Below are 18,575 nucleotides of genomic sequence, written 5' to 3'. Positions count from 1 at the left end.
TATATAGATTTCTTCTTGTCTCATTATGAATTCTTCGAAGAATAATAATTATGAACGAAGGGCTAGACGTTTTATTCGTTTTGCCATTTGTATTTTTATCTTTTTAACCCTTGTATTTATTTTTAACTCAACAGAGTTATATTTTGGAAAAATTGATCCTGCTATTTGGGGGCAATTTGGTGATATTGTTGGAGGATTGATCGGAACTATATTTTCCTTGGTTGGAGTCTATCTTCTTTTTGAGACGCTAAAGGAACAACGAGATACTTTTGTAAAACAACAAATTGAAACCCGTTTTTTCGAGTTACTCCAATTACATAAAAGCAATGTCGAGGAAATGGAATATAGAGATAAACGAGGGAGAGCGGTATTTAACATCATTAAAGATGACTTTCATTATTTATTTGACTATGTTGGAGAGGAGATTTATACTGAGGCCAAAGCAAAAGAATCGGGCAAATCTAGTAAGGAATGGCAAAGTGCATGTATAGAGATAGCCTATCAAATTCTGTTCTATGGATTGGAAAAAGAATCTTTTCAACACAGGAAGAATTCTCTAAAAAGTATTATTACAGATCTGGCTTTATTTGATAAACTACACTATAGATATCTAGACCCTTTGCTTTCTGAACTCAAAGAAAAAGGGATTGAATATGATTTAATATGGTTAGTTTATGAAGGTCATCAAGCCAGACTTGGACATTATTACAGACATCTTTTTCAAGTGGTTAAGTATATTGATAATCAACAGCTTTTGTCAGATACTGAGAAATATCATTACATAAAAGTATTAAGGGCTCAATTATCTACTCAAGAACAGGCATTATTACTTTATAACTCCCTTTCTAATATGGGAAGTCCATGGAAGGTGAACGAAAATAGAGAAGCAGATCTAATTACTACTTATCATCTTATAAAGAATATTCCAGCAAAATATACAGGTGTAATAAACCCAAAGGAGTATTATCCGGATGTAGATTATGAAGATAAACAATCATTCTGAGTAAATACAATCCATTAATTATTTCACAACATACCTAGCTTTGTAGAATGAATGTTGAATTTCTTTCTGATAATCCTATAACAAAGGCAGAGGATGATAAATTGCAACGTTATACGTTTTCAATGCAAATTGCCAATATTATTTTAAATAGAAGAGATAAAGATAGCCTAACAATAGGAATTTTTGGAGCATGGGGTGAGGGAAAGACATCTGTTCTTAACTTTATTCAAACAGCTTTAAAAGATTCAACGCTAGGAAGTGATGTCATTATTTTAGATTTCAATCCTTGGCGTTACATAAATGAAAATACATTACTGAGATTCTTCTTTAAAAAGGTGGTTACTGCTTTAGAGACAGATTCAATGTTATCTAGTAGTAAGGATAGTGAGGAGCTAAGAAAGTTTAGGAATGGCGGAATGGATATTTTGAAAGACCTTTCGCAGATAGGAGATAACATTAGTGATCTGGATCTTGAAAGCATCAAAGCTAGAATTGATAAATATTTAAGTAACCATAATAGAAAACTGGTAGTATTTATTGATGATATTGATCGGCTTGATAACAAGGAGATTTACACAACTTTTCAATTAGTTCGTTTAATAGGAAATTTTGCTAATACCACTTATATTCTAGCTTTTGATGAACAAATAGTAGCCTCAGCTATTGGGGAAAGATTTGGAAAAGGTGGCTATGAATCAGGAAGAAGTTTTCTGGAAAAAATAATTCAGGTTCCATTAAAACTTCCTAAAGTAAGACAAGGAGACCTAAATCTGTATTGTATTGAGCTTATTACTCATAACCTTTTACATATTGGAATCGAGCTGTCTGAGAAAGACTATCAACGTTTTTACAATTTATTTACTTCATATCTCTCAATAAGACTAAGTACTCCAAGGCAAGCAATAAGGTATAGTAATGCTTTACTGTCTGTAATGCCATTACTTGAGGGAGAGGTAAATAGAGTTGATTTGATGCTAATGGAGGCAATAAAAGTTTTATATCCTAAACATTATAATTTCATTTATGAAAATGAAGATTTGTTTGTTGGGAATTTAGTGCAAGAAAGACGTAATCAACACTATAAAAACCAACTCCAAACACTTACCACTTTTCTGAACGAAAAAGAGATCCAAGCAATTGAAGATCTTTTAAACATCTTATTCCCATTGACAAGGGACGAAGATCATATTGTATGGATGGAGAATGAGGATTATACAAAGGAACCATATTTAAGGCTAGTAACAGGAAAGCACATTGCTTCTGCAATCCATTTTAACAGATATTTTTCATATTCATTAGGCAAAGATGAGTTATCAGATTTAGCATTTGAGAAGTTTATTCAAAATTTATCTTCACATTCATTGGAAGAGAATACAAAACATATGGAGTCTTTGATTAATCAAAGTTCACCTAGTACTTTCTTTGAAAAATTGAGATTACTAGAATATGACAAAGGATTAAGAATAGAAATCGCTAGGCTATTGACAAAGATTATCGCAATTAATAGCCAAATGTTTCCTGGATCATCCAACATAATTACCTATTATGACCGATATCATACAATTAAAGCAAGAGTAGGTGCTTTTATTTATGCGTTAATTCGAAAATATAGTACTGAACAAGTGTCTCAGTTCGAATGGGCAAAAGAATTAATGATTGTCTCACAACCATTTGATTTCGCATATAATATAAATAGTTGGTTAAGAAGTGGAGAAGATGAACAAGAACAACTATTTACCTATCAACAATATGTTGAACTGGCTAAAGTATTGAAGGATAGGGCTATAGCAGAGGCTGGTAATAGTCCTATCTTTGTTATTTTGCCAGATTTAACTGCCGCTTATCTATTACGGTCATGGGCTGAGTATAATAAACGAGAAATGCATGAATATGTTGAGAGTTTTTTGAAAAATGATTCTTCAAATGTCAAAGCATTAATACGGTCTTTTAGCCGTACTGGATATAGTAGTTTATATCCAGATCCCTTTAAAATAAATTTTGAGAAAAATGATTATCTACACTTTAGAAATATTTTCGATGTAGATTTTGTATACGAAATAATTAAAAAGGAATATAATATTGAGTATCCTCTCAGAGATATTATTTGGAAAAAGGATTATGAGAATGGCCTTACAGAGAATGATTTAATAAATCATTTTGTCCATTGGTATGGACTTGATCAACAAGGGCAACTTTTATAAACCATTAAAATTTATGGGTAATTGTAACAACGCTCTATTATCTCAATCACGAGTTTGGGCTCTAACTGCGAAAAAAGCACTCAAGAAGCTTGCAAATACTAATCCGCAAGATCATGAAAAGATCCAAACGTTTAAGGATATGTATTTTGCTGCCCTTAATCAAAGCAACAGACTTAGTAGCGAAGCAAGTTTAAGAAATAACAAAATTAATGAGATAATTGCTCAAGCCAGATCAAGTCAACAAGGTCTTATAAATTACCTAAACTTGATTCATGAAATACCGTCCAAGGTATAATCTGTCAACAAGGATTGGAAATTTATTATCTTGTCAATACTATATTTGAGGTATTTTGAAATATAAAAGCTGGCTTTTAAGCCAGCTTTTATATTTTATCAGTTGTAGGTCTGATAAATAATGACATCCATGCGAGATCTCATCATAACTAAAATAATGTTTAATAAATACCGTAAAAATACCCTTGTTGAGTTAATAAGTTTAATACACATTGCATTTTAAGTTGATACATTCTGTAGAAAAGGTATACTTCGGACTACAAGATATGTGGTTGCTTTAGGTTTTTATTACTCACATTATTTGCATTATTTATGTTGTTAACGCAGGCCATCATTAAGAATTACAGAGGTATAAATGGAATTAAAACAATATCATTTAATAGTTTCAATTGTATAATTGGTCGTAATGATGCTGGTAAGTCAACAATTCTGAAGGCTCTAGATGTATTTCTTAATGAAAGCAAGTTGAGCAGAGCAGATTTCAATATTGATACTGACGACAATCAATTGGCAATTGAACTTATATTTGATACCAGAGAGAATCAGATTTTTTTAGGAGAACAAATAGCAACGACTTTAAAGAAGGAGGAATTAGTTGATGAAGCAGGTTTTTTGCGTATTAAAAAAGTATGGAATGTTACTGATACTAGTATAAGTAATGTTAAAACTTTTATTTATAGAAAAAAGTATGGAGGAATCTATGATTTGATTACTAAAACCGAACCCCAACTCATAGAATTATGTAGAGATAATTGGATTGAAACCTCAAAAGGAAATGGAGAAACATATAACAATGTTGAGAAAAGAGAAAAGTTGCGAGTGAAGTGGCAAGAAAATTCAATTCCATATTCATATGAATATGAGGACATCCCATCAACAGGTTCATCAAAGATAAAACAGATAGGAGATTCTATTAAAGAGGCTTTGCCTGCACTACAATATTTTAAAGCTGATACATCTTTATCTGACAATGATACTGCTATCCAAAAATTTTTTAAAGATACAGCTTCAAATCTTATTTACGATATAATAGACATTGCTGAAGTTGAAAGAACAATTGAGAAGAAACTAGGAACTGTACTAGCCGCGATTACTAACAAAATCAACTCTATAGTAAAAGCTGAGGAAAAAGTAGCACCAAAAATAACTTATGATTGGAGTAAAATTGTTTCTACTTCTTTTGTTAGTAGTGCTTCTGGAACCAGCATTCCTTTATCATCAAGAGGGGATGGGTTTAGAAGAATTACGATGATGTCCTATTTCGAATATCTCGCAGAAAATAATCGAACTGACGAATCACAACAAATTATATTTGGATTTGAAGAACCCGAGACCTTTTTACACCCAGCAGCCCAAATTGACCTCTTTGAAAAATTAATGTCTCTTACTGAGAATAATTATCAGGTCGTTATTTCTACCCATTCACCTACAATTGTTTCTAGTAGCAAAACAGAAAATCTTATTCATATTTCCAGAACAGGACATGAATATAATATAATTCAGGGGGATATAGATTTTAAAGAATTAGCAAAAGATTTAGGAATAAAGCCAGATAATACATTCACTCCTTTATTTTCAACTTCAAAGTTGTTGTTCTTAGTGGAAGGGATAGATGATGTACAAGCCATGCATCACCTAGCAAAATTGTATAAAGAAAATAACTTGATTCAGGCTTCTTTTAAGGAACTTGATATTACGATTATTCCACTTGGAGGATGTGATAGCGTTCAGCATTGGGTCAATCTTGATTTGTTTACCAAGTTAAGTAAACCATACTTCATCTTTCTGGATAGTGATACGCCAGATAAGTATAGTACTTCTCCCAATCAAAGTAAGTTATTAGCAAATAGTCTAATTGAAGGACAGGATTTTCTTGTTTCCAGAAAACGTTCATTGGAAAATTATATACATCATACAGCTTTAAAAAGACTTGTTCCCAAATCACAATTATCATATGGGGATTTTGATCATGTGAAAAATTTATGTAAAGCTTATCCTGATGATATTGTAAGAGGTCTCATAGGTGGTAAAAATGTAACAGAGAAACATTTTTGCAGTTTAAATTTTGATGAAGTAAGAATGACTTGGAATGGTGAAGACGGGGATGAGTTCTTACACATATATAGTATTATTGTCAACAAACTAAGATAAAATATATAAAAGCTTCTTTTCCTATTAGAAAATCTTTTTGGTATAATTTTGCCTCAGTCATTTTTTATTTAAGCTATCTATAAGAACTTTCTATTTTGCATCACGTAGCTCCACTTTTATATAAATAGCTAGTATAAAAGTGGAGCTATCGTTCTTGTTATTATCAGCCCACTTTATATTATTCTCACTTTCTTGAATTATAAATCTATAAGTAGCTCCATTTATTCGAAATTGCAATAAATCAGGATTAGATAGACTGAATTGTCAAAAAAACACTTCCCATATATCCAAGAAAAATCATAAAAATTTAATTTTTACTATATATTCTACTTATTTTATTTGCACCTGTTATCGGTTTGGGTTATTTTTGCTTTTAGAGATTCGGACCTGAGAATTGATCAAATTTAGGGCTGAATTTTCACTAGTCTATTTACTTTTTTTAGTGCTTCAAACCGTACAACTTTCATGAGAACCGTAAAATTATCCGTCGAAAAAGGTGTTCCTATTGGCCATTTACGCACAAAAGCTGCTTTATTGCAGAAACGATCCTTTCCTTTTTTGTTACACACGCTTCTGTTACCTGTAAAAAGCCTTCTGGCAAGTGCCTTGTTTGTGTGTAGTAGTACCCCGTTATTTTTTAGTAATACCCCAAGTATCCCCAGTCGACCGGGACACTAACCTGCCCTCCGCAAAAAAGTACAATTATCCAGTTGTACACCCTGCCTCTGCATTCTTTTCACATTATTCATTTTTTTTATTCCTATCCAGGTATATACTATGGACTTATTGCGCATACCCCAGGTACTCGAACAATTACAAACTGAGTTGGCCTCATTACAGGCAGAAGTAAGACGATTGCAAGCCAGTCACACCGGTCAGGCCAAACGCATCACCATGGCTGATGCCGAAAATCAACTGGGCGTTTCGCGCTTTCATATTCGCAGACTGATCGGAGCCGGTATCATTCAGAGTGGTCAACGCATTGGTGCTGGCAAAAATGCCAAGTGGACCTTTGACTATCAGGAGATTTTACATCTGGTCAAAAACCCGTCGTTCCTCAACATCGAATCTGTTTCCTAAGTACAGGTAATCTCTTTGTCGTTTCTCATTCCCAATGCACAGGAATTGCTTCTGGCTGCATTTGCCTGATCTAACCATCAGGTGGTGGAATTCTATTGCCTAAACCCAATCGTCTAATTCATTCATCTTTTCACCCTTTTTATCACATATCACTATGCAATACACACTTGTTTATCATGACCTGCTTGAACACTTTGATCTTTCAATGCCTGAATACGCACTGGTATATTTAATTGATGGATTGTCGGCTCAAAACGGATGGTGTTTTGCCTCACGGGAGGAAATGGCCAAACGGGTTCGGATGGGTTCGCGCTGGGTATTTAACTCCTTGCATCAGCTAACAGAAAAAGGCTTGGTGGAGGTGGATGAAAAGTCACGCTTTATCCGGGCAAGCAAAGCCTGGAAAGATGCCTTTCGCAAATGCCAGAAAGAAGGAGGATTACCTACCCTCACTTCTGAGCCAGATGCCGAGCTAGATATTGAAGCTTTGTATAAAATTCACAAGCGAAACATTCAGTTAAAATACAGAGAGTCGGTGCATAATTCATCTGATGGTCATGCACAAGCTACACATGTACAACCTATACAAGAGCCTGTGAACAGTTTGCAGACTGATACTGAACAGAATCAGGATACTATGCCACATTTTCACATTACCCATGCAAAGAAGGATACTCAGCCTATGCAGTCTTCACAGAGTAGTTCTGTCCAAACGATGAACGTACCTGTGAAAGATATGCATACTACTGAAATGAGTAAGCAGACAGGTTCTGAAATTCCAACAGAGGCATCTGGTACAATCATGCAGTTGGGTTCTGAACAAACTAGTGAGCAGCTTATGTATTTGGATCGCTTGGCTTGTGAACCAAATGCACACTATAATAACATATATAGTAACAGTAATAATTACAACTATAAAAACAAAAATAATAACAATACAATAACAGAAAAAAGCGCATGCGCGCAAGATTTTCAATTTTCAAATCAGGAAGAGTTTTCTCAAAAAGAAAAAGCAGGGGAGAAGCTAGAAAATTTTTTGAAGAGCGAAGAACAGAACCAAACTGTTGTAGAAGCTGCTATAGTAACCCCTCCCCAGGTTGCGCCGGCCCCCTCCCCTAAGAAAGATACTCAGTCCGAAGGTCTCCCTATCCTAAAAGTAAGCAAGCCCCAACACGCCGGCCAGCAGAATGAACCTATGCAAAATGTTCATAGCCTTAAAACCGATTCTAAGGCTACTCCAGTCGATCCGTGTCTTGTGCCCTGTCGAGAGGGTTATCTGAGACAGTTCGTGGCTTATAAATGGGTCTATGGGCGCGACGACAAGTTTCTCAAACAGGTATTGGAACAGATCCGCTACAAAATCGCTGTACAATGGCAGCAACCCGATCTAAATCTGGCAGAGATTCCTGATGAATCAGTAATCCATTCCTTCCAGAGCCTACTGGAAAAGATTCCTACCTGGTATCGGGACAATGGGCATACAACACCAAACGACCTGAACCGGTTTTTCGAAAAGTACTATGCCGCTATCAAGTCAGGCAATGGGGGAGGGGATCGGGGACCTTTTGCGCCTTTGCAGGATCAGGAGTATGAAACGGTGCAGTTGCTACTCCAGTCCAGGGGAAGACATAACCGATAGAGTCTACAGAACTTCCGGTGTATGAGACTGTTCCGCACCAGAGGCTACAAACACTATAATTCCCATTTAATTTTTATACACTTTTTTAAACTGTAAGCTATGACAACGATTCAACGTGGGAACACGGTTCCCTCCTCTGGTTCTCAATCGCAATCGGGTTTTTTGTATGAGAAAAGCCTGCTCAAACAGGCTGATACCCGCATTGACCGCCTGCTGGAATGGCAACGGCAAAACAATCTGCCTGTGCACCTTACGACCGACAAAAAATACCAGATCTATGCCTCTACCTTGCTTGAAGCGGTGAATGGGATAGCACAGAAAGATGAGGCCATTCTGTACAATACCCAGCGACTGGATGCAGACCTATCGGCCATCATTGCACAGATGCATCAGTACGCTACCTGTGAAAATGCCCTGCGAGCTCCGTCTCTGGATGTATTTGCCCGATCACAGAGCGATGAAACCGTAAATCGATTGTTGTTTGTGCTCATCAAGCAGTTTACCGAATCGGTTACTGTCAAACATACGCCAGCACTGACACAAACGGTAGAAATGGCAAGTCTGGTACAACTGGAGTTCAGGGATCTGTCACTGACCGATGTGCTGCTATGCCTTCGTAATACCAAAAGTGGTAAGTATGGGCAGCTCTATGAGTCATTTGATTTTATCAAGCTAGGGGAGTTTCTGCGAAAGTACCGTCAGGAAAAAGAAGCCTTGCGTGATCAGAAACACAAAGACCTGAAGTATTCGCAAAGTTCGATTTTGTATGACATTGTGAGCAACCTGGACAAAGCCCCTGAACAGTTCAGAGAGCCTTTCCAAAGCCTGTCTGCTCAGAAGATTGCCCAGAAGTTGTCAGCCGAACAGGACACCAAATCAACCACAACCAACAGGCCTGAGATAGGGGTAGACCTGGATGCAGTATTTGCAGAGGCAAACAAACCCACTTCCAAAATGCCTCGGCCTAAGCCGTTGACAGAAAGCGAAAACCGCCAGCGAATTATAGCTGAGCTGACGCTGTATATGGACCATATGACCGAACAGGAATACCTCTATTATGTGGATTACTACGAAACGTACCGACAACCTGAATTGGTCGAATGGCTCAAGGCAGAATGGAAGAAGGTTCAGGAAAAATCCAAAACCAAAGCATCTTAAACAGAGGGTAAAAATGTGCTACTCCCCAAATTTAGGACCACTAGTTAAGATGAAAAATAAAAACTAAACTAGTGATCAAATGAAAGGAAAACGCAAAAAATATACGGCCAGCTTTAAGGCTAAAGTAGCTCTGGAAGCCATAAAAGACAAGCAAACTTTAGCGGAATTATCCAAGAAGTTTGAGGTTCATGCAAATATGATTAGTAAGTGGAAGCAAGAGTTTTTGGAGAAAGCTACCTCTATTTTTGAAAAGGATTCTGAGCAAGAATCAGAAGAAAAGATTGATCCTGATCCCTTATATGCTCGAATAGGAAGGCTTGAATTAGAAAATGAATTTCTAAAAAAAAGCTTGAAAAAGCTTCATTAACTGAGCGTAGATCCATGATAGAGCGAGAAAATCAACTTAGCATTCGGATTCAGTGTGTTTTACTGAAGCTCCATCGAAGTGGACTCTACTACCAGGCAGCAACAGAAACAAGTGAAAATTTAGCGAACCCAGATGCAGGCTCTGTCGCGGGTTAATGAGACTATTGGATGAGCGTTATCTAAACTTTCCAACTGAGGGCGTTTTGCAAATGCAGGATTATTTGCGATCTGAGGGATATGTAGTTAATCATAAACGAGTCAGAAGACTTTTACGAATGACGTTGCAGAGACAATGGGAATATTAGCTATTTATCCCAAGCCCAATCGAACCTGAGATCAAGTCTCATTTGAGGTTCAAGTAAATTAGGAAAAGCAGAATATATTTATCCATATTTACTTAAGAATCTGTTCATTACAGAAAAGAATCAAGTTTGGCAAATAGATATTACGTACATACCTATGAGTAAAGGTTTTATGTATCTGGTTGCAATTCTAGATGTTTACTCCCGTTTTGTGGTAGGTTGGGATATTTCCAATAGTATGCAGGCTGAATGGGTTATTAATACGTTACAGATAGCTATTATCTCTTATGGAAAATGTCAAATTATCAAATGGAGCATGACGCTCCGATGATCAAGGTAGTCAATTTACCTGCAAAAAATGGGTTGAGTATCTGAAAAATGAAAACATTCAAATTTCTATGGATGGAAAAGGAAAACCTCAACCAGGCTTGATCTGGGATTGAGCTATCGACAATGTTTTTATTGAGCGTTTGTGGAGAACGGTAAAATATGAATACCTTTACTTAAATCCTCCAGAAGATGGCTGGCAATTGTATCAAGGGCTAAGCGAGTTCTTTGAAAGGTACAATTATCAAAAACACCACCAAGGCATTGGTCGGAGCACACCAGCTTCACGATTTTATTCAATAAAGGTAGAATCTGTTTTCAACTAAGAATTACCACTTGTTGGTCCTAACATTAGGGAGTACCTCAAAAGCAATTATCTGGAATGTTGACCGGAGTTATGTTCACACTGAGTAGTGACCGTAACTCCGGTCACTCAGAAGAAATATCCGAACTATGGTCAAAATTGTAAACGATAGTTGAGTAACCAGAGAAATGTTCAGCAAGGCAAGTGAACAGAAATCAAATCACTTTTCAAAATGACCGGAACTTTGTTCGCTTTTGGTTTTGACCAGAGTTCCGGTCGTTTTTCGTTTTGACTGGAATACCAGTCGCTTTCCAGAAATATTCGATCTCTGTTCACTTTAGAGAATGACCATACTTCCAGTCAAACTCTTGGCTGACCATAGTTCCAGTCACCAACCTGCATGACCGTACTTCCGGTCAGCAGACAAGCAACTAAATACACACGAAACCAAACCAGCCATACCATGAATCTAAAAGACATCGGCGAACGCATCCGCCTCTTTCGAATGGACATACTCAACCTCTCCCAACGCGAATTTGCGCAACGCATGGGAGTAGCCCAGGGCAATCTGTCTTCTCTGGAAAAAGGTCACCAGCTACCAAGTTGTTTTTTTCTCTGGTGCTTACATGCCACCTATCAGGCCAATGTGCATTGGCTATTTACTGGAGTAGGAGAGCCGGTGGTGAAAAATGCAATATCTAGTTAAGAAATACCTCATTTGGGGTATTGACATTAAGCAAGTAAAACACTCCTTTTACTTGCTTAAATTAACAGAATATAATTAATTGATATTGAATTTAGAACAACTTGATGATAAGCCTTCTGGAAATATCTTTTTTATCATGAAATTAATTATAACTCCAAATGAACTCAGTAAGGAGTTTGAACGTCTTGCAAAGCAATACAATGAATATTATTGGACTGTAGCATGGGCAGGGGCCAGTTCTAAACAATTTGATAACTTAAGAAACAATCAAGACAAAATTCGAAAAATTGTTGTTGGGTTGCATTTCTACCAAACTCATCCTGATTTTATTTCCTTCTTCCTTAAAAACGAATATGTTCGTTTTGTCCAACAACCACAAGGTACATTTCATCCTAAAGTTTATCTGTTCTACAATACAAACGAAGATTGGGAAATACTAATTGGAAGTGCAAACTTCACTAATGAAGCTTTTACTAAAAATACGGAAGCTATTACTCTTATTAAAAGTAGCGATGATCCTAAAAATGAAGTATTAAAAACTGCATTTGGGTTAGTCAATTCAGCCTGGAATGATGCAAGACAATTCACAGAAAAGGAACTTGAAAATTATCAAAAAACATGGAAGAATCTCCGTCCAAAGCTCAATAGTCTTTCAGGATTATACCGAAGTACAGGAAACCGTAAAGTAAAGCCCATTTATGAAGTACCAGTCACACATATGACATGGGAAGAATTTATTGAAAGAGTTAGGACTATAGATCCTGATGGTGTAAAGAGACGGCTAAAAGTAATCGAAACCACTAAAAAAATGTTTGAACGAAAAGTACATTTCTGTGATCTTACAGATGATGAAAGAAAGTTTATTGCAGGAATTCCCAATAAATTTAATAAAAATGATCGTGAAGAGATTTGGGCATATTTTGGAAGTATGAGAGGGGCTGGGATTTTTAAGAACAGGATTATTGAAAACGATAAGAATATATCATCAGCTTTAGATCAAATTCCATTAAAGGGACAGATAACCAGAGCGCATTATGACAATTACATACAATATTTTACTAAAGCATTTGATGGAGATTACATCGCTACTGCAACAAGGCTTTTAGCGATGAAAAGACCTGATACATTCTATTGTCTAACTTCCAAAAATCAGAAGCAGTTTTGTAAAGACTTTGATTTAGTTTATTCAAATATAGATTATATAGGTTACTGGGAAGATGTAATTGAAAGAATTTATGATTCAGAATGGTGGCTTAATCCAAAGCCTACTACACAGGAAGAAATAGAAATAAGTGAGGCAAGAGCAGCCTATCTGGATGCGATCTATTATGAATATGAGTAACGCAGTGAAGTTTAACTCTTTCTTATTATTTCAAATGATTGATTCTTTTACAAATCTTCCGCAAACAATTGTCTCACCACTTGCTATTGATACACCCAATCAAGCAATCACATTATATCAAAGTGAATTCATTTTACAACAAGATCAATATACCTCAACTGTAAATGGTACGATTAGCCTTAATTGGTTTCCACGACCAGGTGTCATTTTTAAAGGTATAGTACAAACCAATCTGAAAGATGTCTTTTTGATGATGCAATCAAGTAAGGGTCTGGAAGTAGTTGTTGATGGGTTAGTAGTGTCAAAAGCTATATTGACAAATCATTCTTCTTCTGAGTCTTCAACTTTGGCTGGAAAATGTATAGGGGAAATGATTCTGAATGATAAGTCTGTTTCTGTTGACAAAGTACGATTTGTAGTTCCGAATCTTCGTGATTTTCATGGAGAAGTAACACAATCTTTGTTAGATTCAGGAAAGCTAAAAGCATTTAATAGTAGATTATACTTTGAAAATAATTCTTTTGAAATTGTTCTGGATAAATCCCCGCAATTTCCAGTTATAAAAAAACTACTCGAATCACAAGGCGGTTATGCTATACTTTACTCAGGAGAAATAATAAAAAAGAAAGGAGCAATCAATTATCAAGATGCCCAAGATCTGATTAGTTGTTTTTCTCGATTTCTAGCTTTTTTAAATGGTAGGCGGACTAGCCCAATTTTATTAGAAGGTATTTTTGATGAGGAAGTCAAATGGACAGAAGTTTCTCCACGAATTATTGATCAATACACTCATTATGTTCCTTCCTGGCCTACTCAGCATTCCACAACTGGCCTAAATGAGTTATGGCAAAACTTTTCCAAATTGTGGGCTGAGGAAGAAGATTTTATTGTAACAGCACTCCACTGGTATGTTGAGGCTAATGGCAATTCTGGATTTGTAGAGGGATCTATTGTAATGGCCCAAACTGCATTAGAACTGATTTATAATTGGTTAATTATAGAGAAAAAGAGAATGATTATAGGTCAGGATGCAGAAACGCTTTCAGCGGCTAATAAAATCAGACTTATACTTTCACAATTGAAAATAAGCCCACAGGTTCCAATTGCTCTCTCTTCATTACAGTCATATGTCAGTAGTGAAAAGTTAGAAGACGGAGTCGAAGCATTCGTTCAAATCCGTAATGCGATTATCCATTCTCAAAGTAAGAAGAGAAAAACGCTGGCTGAAATAAGCAATAACGCAAAATATGAAGCCCTTCAAATGGCACTTTGGTATATTGAAGTTTCTTTGCTTTATATTTTTAGTTATAAAGACAAATATTTCAACCGTTGCTCTGGCGAACAATGGGCAGGACAAGGGGAAGAAGTAGTACCTTATATATAATAATCATATGCTACAATCCAAAATAAAACTTCTTAAAGTTGCCATTGAGTTTGAAAGTGTTAATGCTTGTTGTTCAAAATGTAATCTCATAGCTTCAATTGATCTCAATGTTGAACTTTGTGGTATAGGAAAATGATTACCATAAAACCAGCCAACTAAATAAAGTCCATGTTGAGCTTTATAGTGATTCAAATAGTCATCTCTTAACTGTTTTTCCATAGCATTTTCTAGTTCTCTATGCCAACAACCTTTTGTTTCAATAACAACTTGTACAATGTCTTGTGTGTATGGGACAAAAGCAGAAACATAAATATCGGTTCGTTCTCCATCCCCTAATCCTGTACCTCTTTTAATCTCTACTTCTCTTTGCGCAATTATCCCTCTATTATGCAGGTCTTCCTCTAAATGATTTTTTACATAATCAGATAGTTGATTTTCATCTTTGTGTGTTGGTTGTATATTAGTATTCCAGAGAAACTGTGCAGCCGGTGTTTCACCTTGAAGTTTTTTCTGGAGCCGATCTAATGATTGACAGACAATTTCTAGAAGATCATTTCCATTATTGACAAATCGTTTGTCTTTATTTTGTAATACTTTTTTAAGAATACTAGGATGTTCAGGTTTCCATGTATTCTTTCTCATATTTTCTTTTGCATCAATCAACCTCCAAGGAAGATAGATCTCATTTGGTAAAGATTCAATTACATTGGAAAGAACATTTATTGATTCTATTGACCCATATTGAATAAGATATGTCAAACAACTATTCCTAATATCTGCAATATGATCACGATCTGAAGGTGAGTAAGCTCCATCATGTATAGGATCTTCATCGGTTGGAAATACTTGATATAACCATATCAATAATTCCCCTAATTGAGGCAGTATCATTGATCCATTAAACATGGAAGGTATTTCTCTGCCTCGAATGTGATAGGCAGTAGATAAAAATAACTTCTCACCTAGCCCTATATCAGACTTTATTAGTTTAAGAATACTATCCCAGCCAAATAGATCACCATGAGCAATCATCAGTCCGCCACAAATAACATTTAAAATATCAGGCTCATCCTTAGGTACAGATAAATCTCCAACCTTCTCTAATATGTAATCTTTAATATAGTTAAACTGTTCTTTAACCATGTATTTAAGAATCGAATGCTTATTATCAATCCTGTTTTTGTCATCATTAAGTATATCAATAAGGATCTGAGCCGTATTCTTGTCAAAGAATTTTGATGAGAGTAAGGATAATTTCTGTAGTTCAGTATAAATAAGCCCATGGTCGTTATTCATCTGCTCGAGAAGTAATTTTAACTGAATTTGAAACTGACCATAATTCTTTTCATGATATGCATTTGCAAGAAGTAAATCTGTTTCTGACGCTTCACTAGATCTATCAAGATATGACCATAAAATCATTGAGCCCCAATGATCGTAGAAGTCAAAGGGTAAGTTGTTAATAAAGCCAGGATTATAGGTTAATATTAAATGTAATGCTTTACACTCATGTATAGTGGAATAAAATATCTTTCCATTTCGAAAGTCAGAGATTGAATATCTTTTATTTTTTGTGCTATCAAAGATCCTATAGGCTTCTTTGATAATATCTTTTTGCAATTCCTCTGATAACTCATGCCATACACCCAACTTTGCAATATTTAACTCGAAATGATTTTCATAATATTCGCCATCTTTCTTAATTAAACTAACATAGTACATAAGTTGGTACCAAGATTTTAAATCAGCATCTTGTTTTTGTACAGATTTGAGCTCTTTGTTAATTTGTTCAAAAGGGGAAAACTTTGATTCCCTTTTTTCTCTCTTAACCCGTTGTTTTTCATATTTTTCAGAATCTTGATAGTATTTTATTGTTTCTTTTATATCTTCAGATTCCAAATCGATAGGTTCAAGGTATCCTTTGAAACTTTCCTTAAATTCTGTAAATTGATCAGCAAGAGAAAAAATGGTTTCAACATATTGTTGTGAAAGGGTATTAATAGGGAGAATAGATCTTATCAATAGAGAGATTTTACTTCTTACAGCACTTTCCTTTTCAATTTGCAAGATCTCAATTAACCAATCCCAATCCGATAAGATAATCAGTGGATTGCTGTCATGTATTCTAGTAAGTCTAAAAATTAATTTCTCATCTATTAACTTGATAACCTCATAAGTTACCTTTCTTCTAATAGAATCATCAGATATGACAGAAACCTTGCGATAGAGCGAGAGTAATTTGATTAGAAATTTAGCGAGTAAGTGAGCTATTCCATCAATGTAGGATTGGCTCCAGGCTTTATTAAGCAAATTGTCTATGAATAATTCGAAATCATGATTGTGATTATTTATATTCGTTTGTATCACGTTGTTGGATAGAAAGGCATTAAGAGCTATTTCTAAATCATGGTCAGGTATTTGTTCTGCCAATTGATCAATGAAACTTCTGTAAGCATGTCCTTTACTCCGCTTTTTAAACTCAGTTAATCCTTCAATAACTGTGGTTACAGAAACCACTCTTGGATAAATAATTTTTAAAATAGTACCTTTAAGATCATCATATATGTCTTCTTCCTGAGGCTCTAAGCCAAGATGGACCAGTTTTTTTATCCAATTGTCGTCTTTGGTAATAGCTAAAGCCTCAACAGCATAAGTACGTAATCCTATTGTTTCGGTTTTATCTTCAATTACTTTCCAAAGTTCTTCTTCTAGTCCATAGACTTTACAAGCTTCTATAATTCTTGTCGTTAAGCGACGTACAACATAATTTTTTGTCTTATCTTCAAGATATGGCTTGAGTTGAGAATCAATCTGAGAGTGAAATAATTTGGGGTAAAAGGTCTTGTCCTGCCATTCATCTGCAATCTCCTTTTTATCCGTCAAATTCAGCAACGCATCCACAATAATTCGCTTTTTCTCATCGTCTAATAGATGATCCTCTATTCGTAAAATAAGTTTTGGTTGAGTCTGAATTATAAGTTCAAGAAATTCGGGATTCATGCTGCATAACCATATTGCAGTTTCTTCCAATTGTGGCACCAACTGATAAGGAGAATATTCGGTTGATAAGAAAAGCTGTTTTAATTGTGTAATAGGTAAATGTAGTAGATATATATGCCAAGCAGCTAGGAATTCTTCATAGGTTTTATGCGACCAAGTTAGTAAACCATTACTTGTAGCCGAGAAAAGGCTTGTAACTTCTAAAACTTCCCTAAATGCGCTATCATCAATAGAATGATCATCAACATTTATCTGGAAAGAATCCGTTATAAAACTACTAGGAGACAGAGCTTCTGTGGTAGTGTGATCCCAATCTTTGGCTATGCCTGCTTTATTGGAGAATGTTGTATAAGCAGCTAAACGGGATGCAATGAGAAGACGTTTTTTAGGATCAAGTTTTCCGGTTTTTCCAGAACGTTTTCTTTCTTTATTAGTTTCAATACAGAGTCTTTCACAACCTGTTTGATAAATATCAGACTTTAAAACACTCTTCTGATTTAATTGACCCTCTTTGAATGATTGTAATAAAAATTGAAGAGTAATGGGCTTGATAGCCATAGCAGCTAATTGCAAACTAGTTAACCGCTCAATAAATAAATCCTCATCTAGTTCGTTTATCTTAGCAGCTTCTCGTGCTTGTGCTTGAGATAATAAGGCTAATTCGAATTGAAATACATTATTTTCATCTGATCCTTTTGGATTAAATATAGCTTTTAGTTCTTCTGTAAAGGAACTATCCCATACGGCAGTTCTACATGTAATTCTAAGGTTGAAGTTTTTATAATGTTCACCGGATTTTTGTTTGACACTTTTTAACCATTCCCGAATTGCTCCATATAGAACAGGAACATGTAATAGGGCTTCATCTAGACTATCGAGAATGAGAAAGAAATCTTTCTGATAATTAACTTCCTCCCAATGTTTAAAAGCTTCACTGGTTTCGATAGCTTTGATAATATTATCACTATTACTATGAATATTCAAAGGCTGTAAAGCAAATAAGCTTTCTGGATTAGTAGGCTTATATTCGTTTATTACGGTACTTTTTCCACTTCCTGGCTCTCCCATTAATATTAAACATTGCTTATCTTCAAGTTCTTCGATTTTGAATGCATTCTTGGTAGTGTAAGGACCATCATTTAACTGATAAAATGGAAATCCGTAATAATCGTGATTTCTAGTAGTTCCTGTTGAAACCCAAACTCGCTGCCAAGGATAAGTAACCATTTAAATGTGTGTTATTTTATGCAATATCTATTTTCTACTGTAGTCTTGCAATCCCCGAAAGTGGGTAATTTTAGGTATGTATCTACTTGCG

Annotated in this window: 15 protein-coding genes; 14 read left to right on the top strand and 1 reads right to left on the bottom strand. The window is 35.4% G+C overall.

From position 1 onward, the window contains the following. Positions 1–25: 25 nt before the first annotated feature. The 14 genes from QNI15_RS03910 to QNI15_RS03855 all read left to right on the top strand — a co-directional run bounded on the left by QNI15_RS03910 (position 26) and on the right by QNI15_RS03855 (position 14,257). Positions 26–1,003: a putative phage abortive infection protein gene (locus QNI15_RS03910; RefSeq protein WP_314030627.1), complete on the top strand. Its 978-nt coding sequence runs from the start codon at positions 26–28 to the stop codon at positions 1,001–1,003. Positions 1,004–1,050: 47 nt separating this feature from the next. After that, the gene (locus tag QNI15_RS03905) at positions 1,051–3,204 is read left to right on the top strand and encodes a KAP family P-loop NTPase fold protein (RefSeq protein WP_314030625.1); all 2,154 of its coding nucleotides are present in this window, start codon (positions 1,051–1,053) and stop codon (positions 3,202–3,204) included. Between the two features lie 606 nt (positions 3,205–3,810). Next, positions 3,811–5,649 carry an ATP-dependent nuclease gene (locus QNI15_RS03900; RefSeq protein WP_314030624.1) on the top strand — a complete coding sequence of 613 codons (1,839 nt, stop codon included), beginning with the start codon at positions 3,811–3,813 and terminating at the stop codon, positions 5,647–5,649. A gap of 465 nt (positions 5,650–6,114) precedes the next feature. Continuing rightward, a complete protein-coding gene (locus QNI15_RS03895) occupies positions 6,115–6,327 on the top strand; it encodes a hypothetical protein (RefSeq protein WP_314030623.1) in 213 nt (70 codons plus the stop codon). A 108-nt stretch (positions 6,328–6,435) separates the two neighbouring features. After that, on the top strand, positions 6,436–6,729 hold the full coding sequence (locus QNI15_RS03890) for a hypothetical protein (protein WP_314030622.1): 294 nt from the start codon (positions 6,436–6,438) through the stop codon (positions 6,727–6,729). A gap of 154 nt (positions 6,730–6,883) precedes the next feature. Beyond that, positions 6,884–8,368: a hypothetical protein gene (locus tag QNI15_RS03885; protein WP_314030620.1), complete on the top strand. Its 1,485-nt coding sequence runs from the start codon at positions 6,884–6,886 to the stop codon at positions 8,366–8,368. A 99-nt stretch (positions 8,369–8,467) separates the two neighbouring features. Next, positions 8,468–9,526, top strand: coding sequence for a hypothetical protein (locus QNI15_RS03880; protein WP_314030619.1), 1,059 nt, complete (start codon positions 8,468–8,470; stop codon positions 9,524–9,526). A 79-nt stretch (positions 9,527–9,605) separates the two neighbouring features. Continuing rightward, complete coding sequence (locus QNI15_RS03875) at positions 9,606–9,893, top strand: transposase (RefSeq protein WP_314030617.1); 288 nt, start codon at positions 9,606–9,608, stop codon at positions 9,891–9,893. A gap of 154 nt (positions 9,894–10,047) precedes the next feature. After that, a complete protein-coding gene (locus QNI15_RS38960; RefSeq protein WP_390902156.1) occupies positions 10,048–10,197 on the top strand; it encodes an IS3 family transposase in 150 nt (49 codons plus the stop codon). A 76-nt stretch (positions 10,198–10,273) separates the two neighbouring features. Continuing rightward, positions 10,274–10,525, top strand: a complete 252-nt coding sequence (locus QNI15_RS03870; RefSeq protein ID WP_314030914.1) for a DDE-type integrase/transposase/recombinase — start codon at positions 10,274–10,276, stop codon at positions 10,523–10,525. Positions 10,526–10,640: 115 nt separating this feature from the next. Continuing rightward, the gene (locus QNI15_RS38955; protein ID WP_390902158.1) at positions 10,641–10,847 is read left to right on the top strand and encodes an integrase core domain-containing protein; all 207 of its coding nucleotides are present in this window, start codon (positions 10,641–10,643) and stop codon (positions 10,845–10,847) included. Positions 10,848–11,225: 378 nt separating this feature from the next. Continuing rightward, positions 11,226–11,531, top strand: a complete 306-nt coding sequence (locus QNI15_RS03865) for a helix-turn-helix domain-containing protein (RefSeq protein WP_314030615.1) — start codon at positions 11,226–11,228, stop codon at positions 11,529–11,531. Positions 11,532–11,667: 136 nt separating this feature from the next. Next, a complete protein-coding gene (locus QNI15_RS03860) occupies positions 11,668–12,873 on the top strand; it encodes a phospholipase D family protein (RefSeq protein ID WP_314030614.1) in 1,206 nt (401 codons plus the stop codon). Then, a complete protein-coding gene (locus QNI15_RS03855) occupies positions 12,866–14,257 on the top strand; it encodes a hypothetical protein (RefSeq protein WP_314030612.1) in 1,392 nt (463 codons plus the stop codon). Before QNI15_RS03860 ends, QNI15_RS03855 begins: the two co-directional genes overlap by 8 nt. Positions 14,258–14,260: 3 nt before the next feature. Here QNI15_RS03855 and QNI15_RS03850 read toward each other — a convergent pair whose 3' ends face one another. Then, positions 14,261–18,484, bottom strand: a complete 4,224-nt coding sequence (locus QNI15_RS03850; protein WP_314030610.1) for an NACHT domain-containing protein — start codon at positions 18,482–18,484, stop codon at positions 14,261–14,263. Positions 18,485–18,575: the final 91 nt, after the last annotated feature.

It is taken from the genome of Xanthocytophaga flava (assembly GCF_030068545.1).
GTDB classification, from domain to species: domain Bacteria; phylum Bacteroidota; class Bacteroidia; order Cytophagales; family 172606-1; genus Xanthocytophaga; species Xanthocytophaga flava.
The sequence above is the reverse complement of the archived record's forward strand: the minus strand, read 5'-3'. Positions and strand labels throughout refer to the sequence as shown.

Coding starts and splice junctions, on each gene's coding strand:
- QNI15_RS03910 (WP_314030627.1), top strand. CDS start 26: ATGAATTCTTCGAAGAATAATAATTATGAACGAAGGGCTAGACGTTTT.
- QNI15_RS03905 (WP_314030625.1), top strand. CDS start 1,051: ATGAATGTTGAATTTCTTTCTGATAATCCTATAACAAAGGCAGAGGAT.
- QNI15_RS03900 (WP_314030624.1), top strand. CDS start 3,811: ATGTTGTTAACGCAGGCCATCATTAAGAATTACAGAGGTATAAATGGA.
- QNI15_RS03895 (WP_314030623.1), top strand. CDS start 6,115: ATGAGAACCGTAAAATTATCCGTCGAAAAAGGTGTTCCTATTGGCCAT.
- QNI15_RS03885 (WP_314030620.1), top strand. CDS start 6,884: ATGCAATACACACTTGTTTATCATGACCTGCTTGAACACTTTGATCTT.
- QNI15_RS03880 (WP_314030619.1), top strand. CDS start 8,468: ATGACAACGATTCAACGTGGGAACACGGTTCCCTCCTCTGGTTCTCAA.
- QNI15_RS03875 (WP_314030617.1), top strand. CDS start 9,606: ATGAAAGGAAAACGCAAAAAATATACGGCCAGCTTTAAGGCTAAAGTA.
- QNI15_RS38960 (WP_390902156.1), top strand. CDS start 10,048: ATGAGACTATTGGATGAGCGTTATCTAAACTTTCCAACTGAGGGCGTT.
- QNI15_RS03865 (WP_314030615.1), top strand. CDS start 11,226: ATGACCGTACTTCCGGTCAGCAGACAAGCAACTAAATACACACGAAAC.
- QNI15_RS03860 (WP_314030614.1), top strand. CDS start 11,668: ATGAAATTAATTATAACTCCAAATGAACTCAGTAAGGAGTTTGAACGT.
- QNI15_RS03855 (WP_314030612.1), top strand. CDS start 12,866: ATGAGTAACGCAGTGAAGTTTAACTCTTTCTTATTATTTCAAATGATT.
- QNI15_RS03850 (WP_314030610.1), bottom strand. CDS start 18,484: ATGGTTACTTATCCTTGGCAGCGAGTTTGGGTTTCAACAGGAACTACT.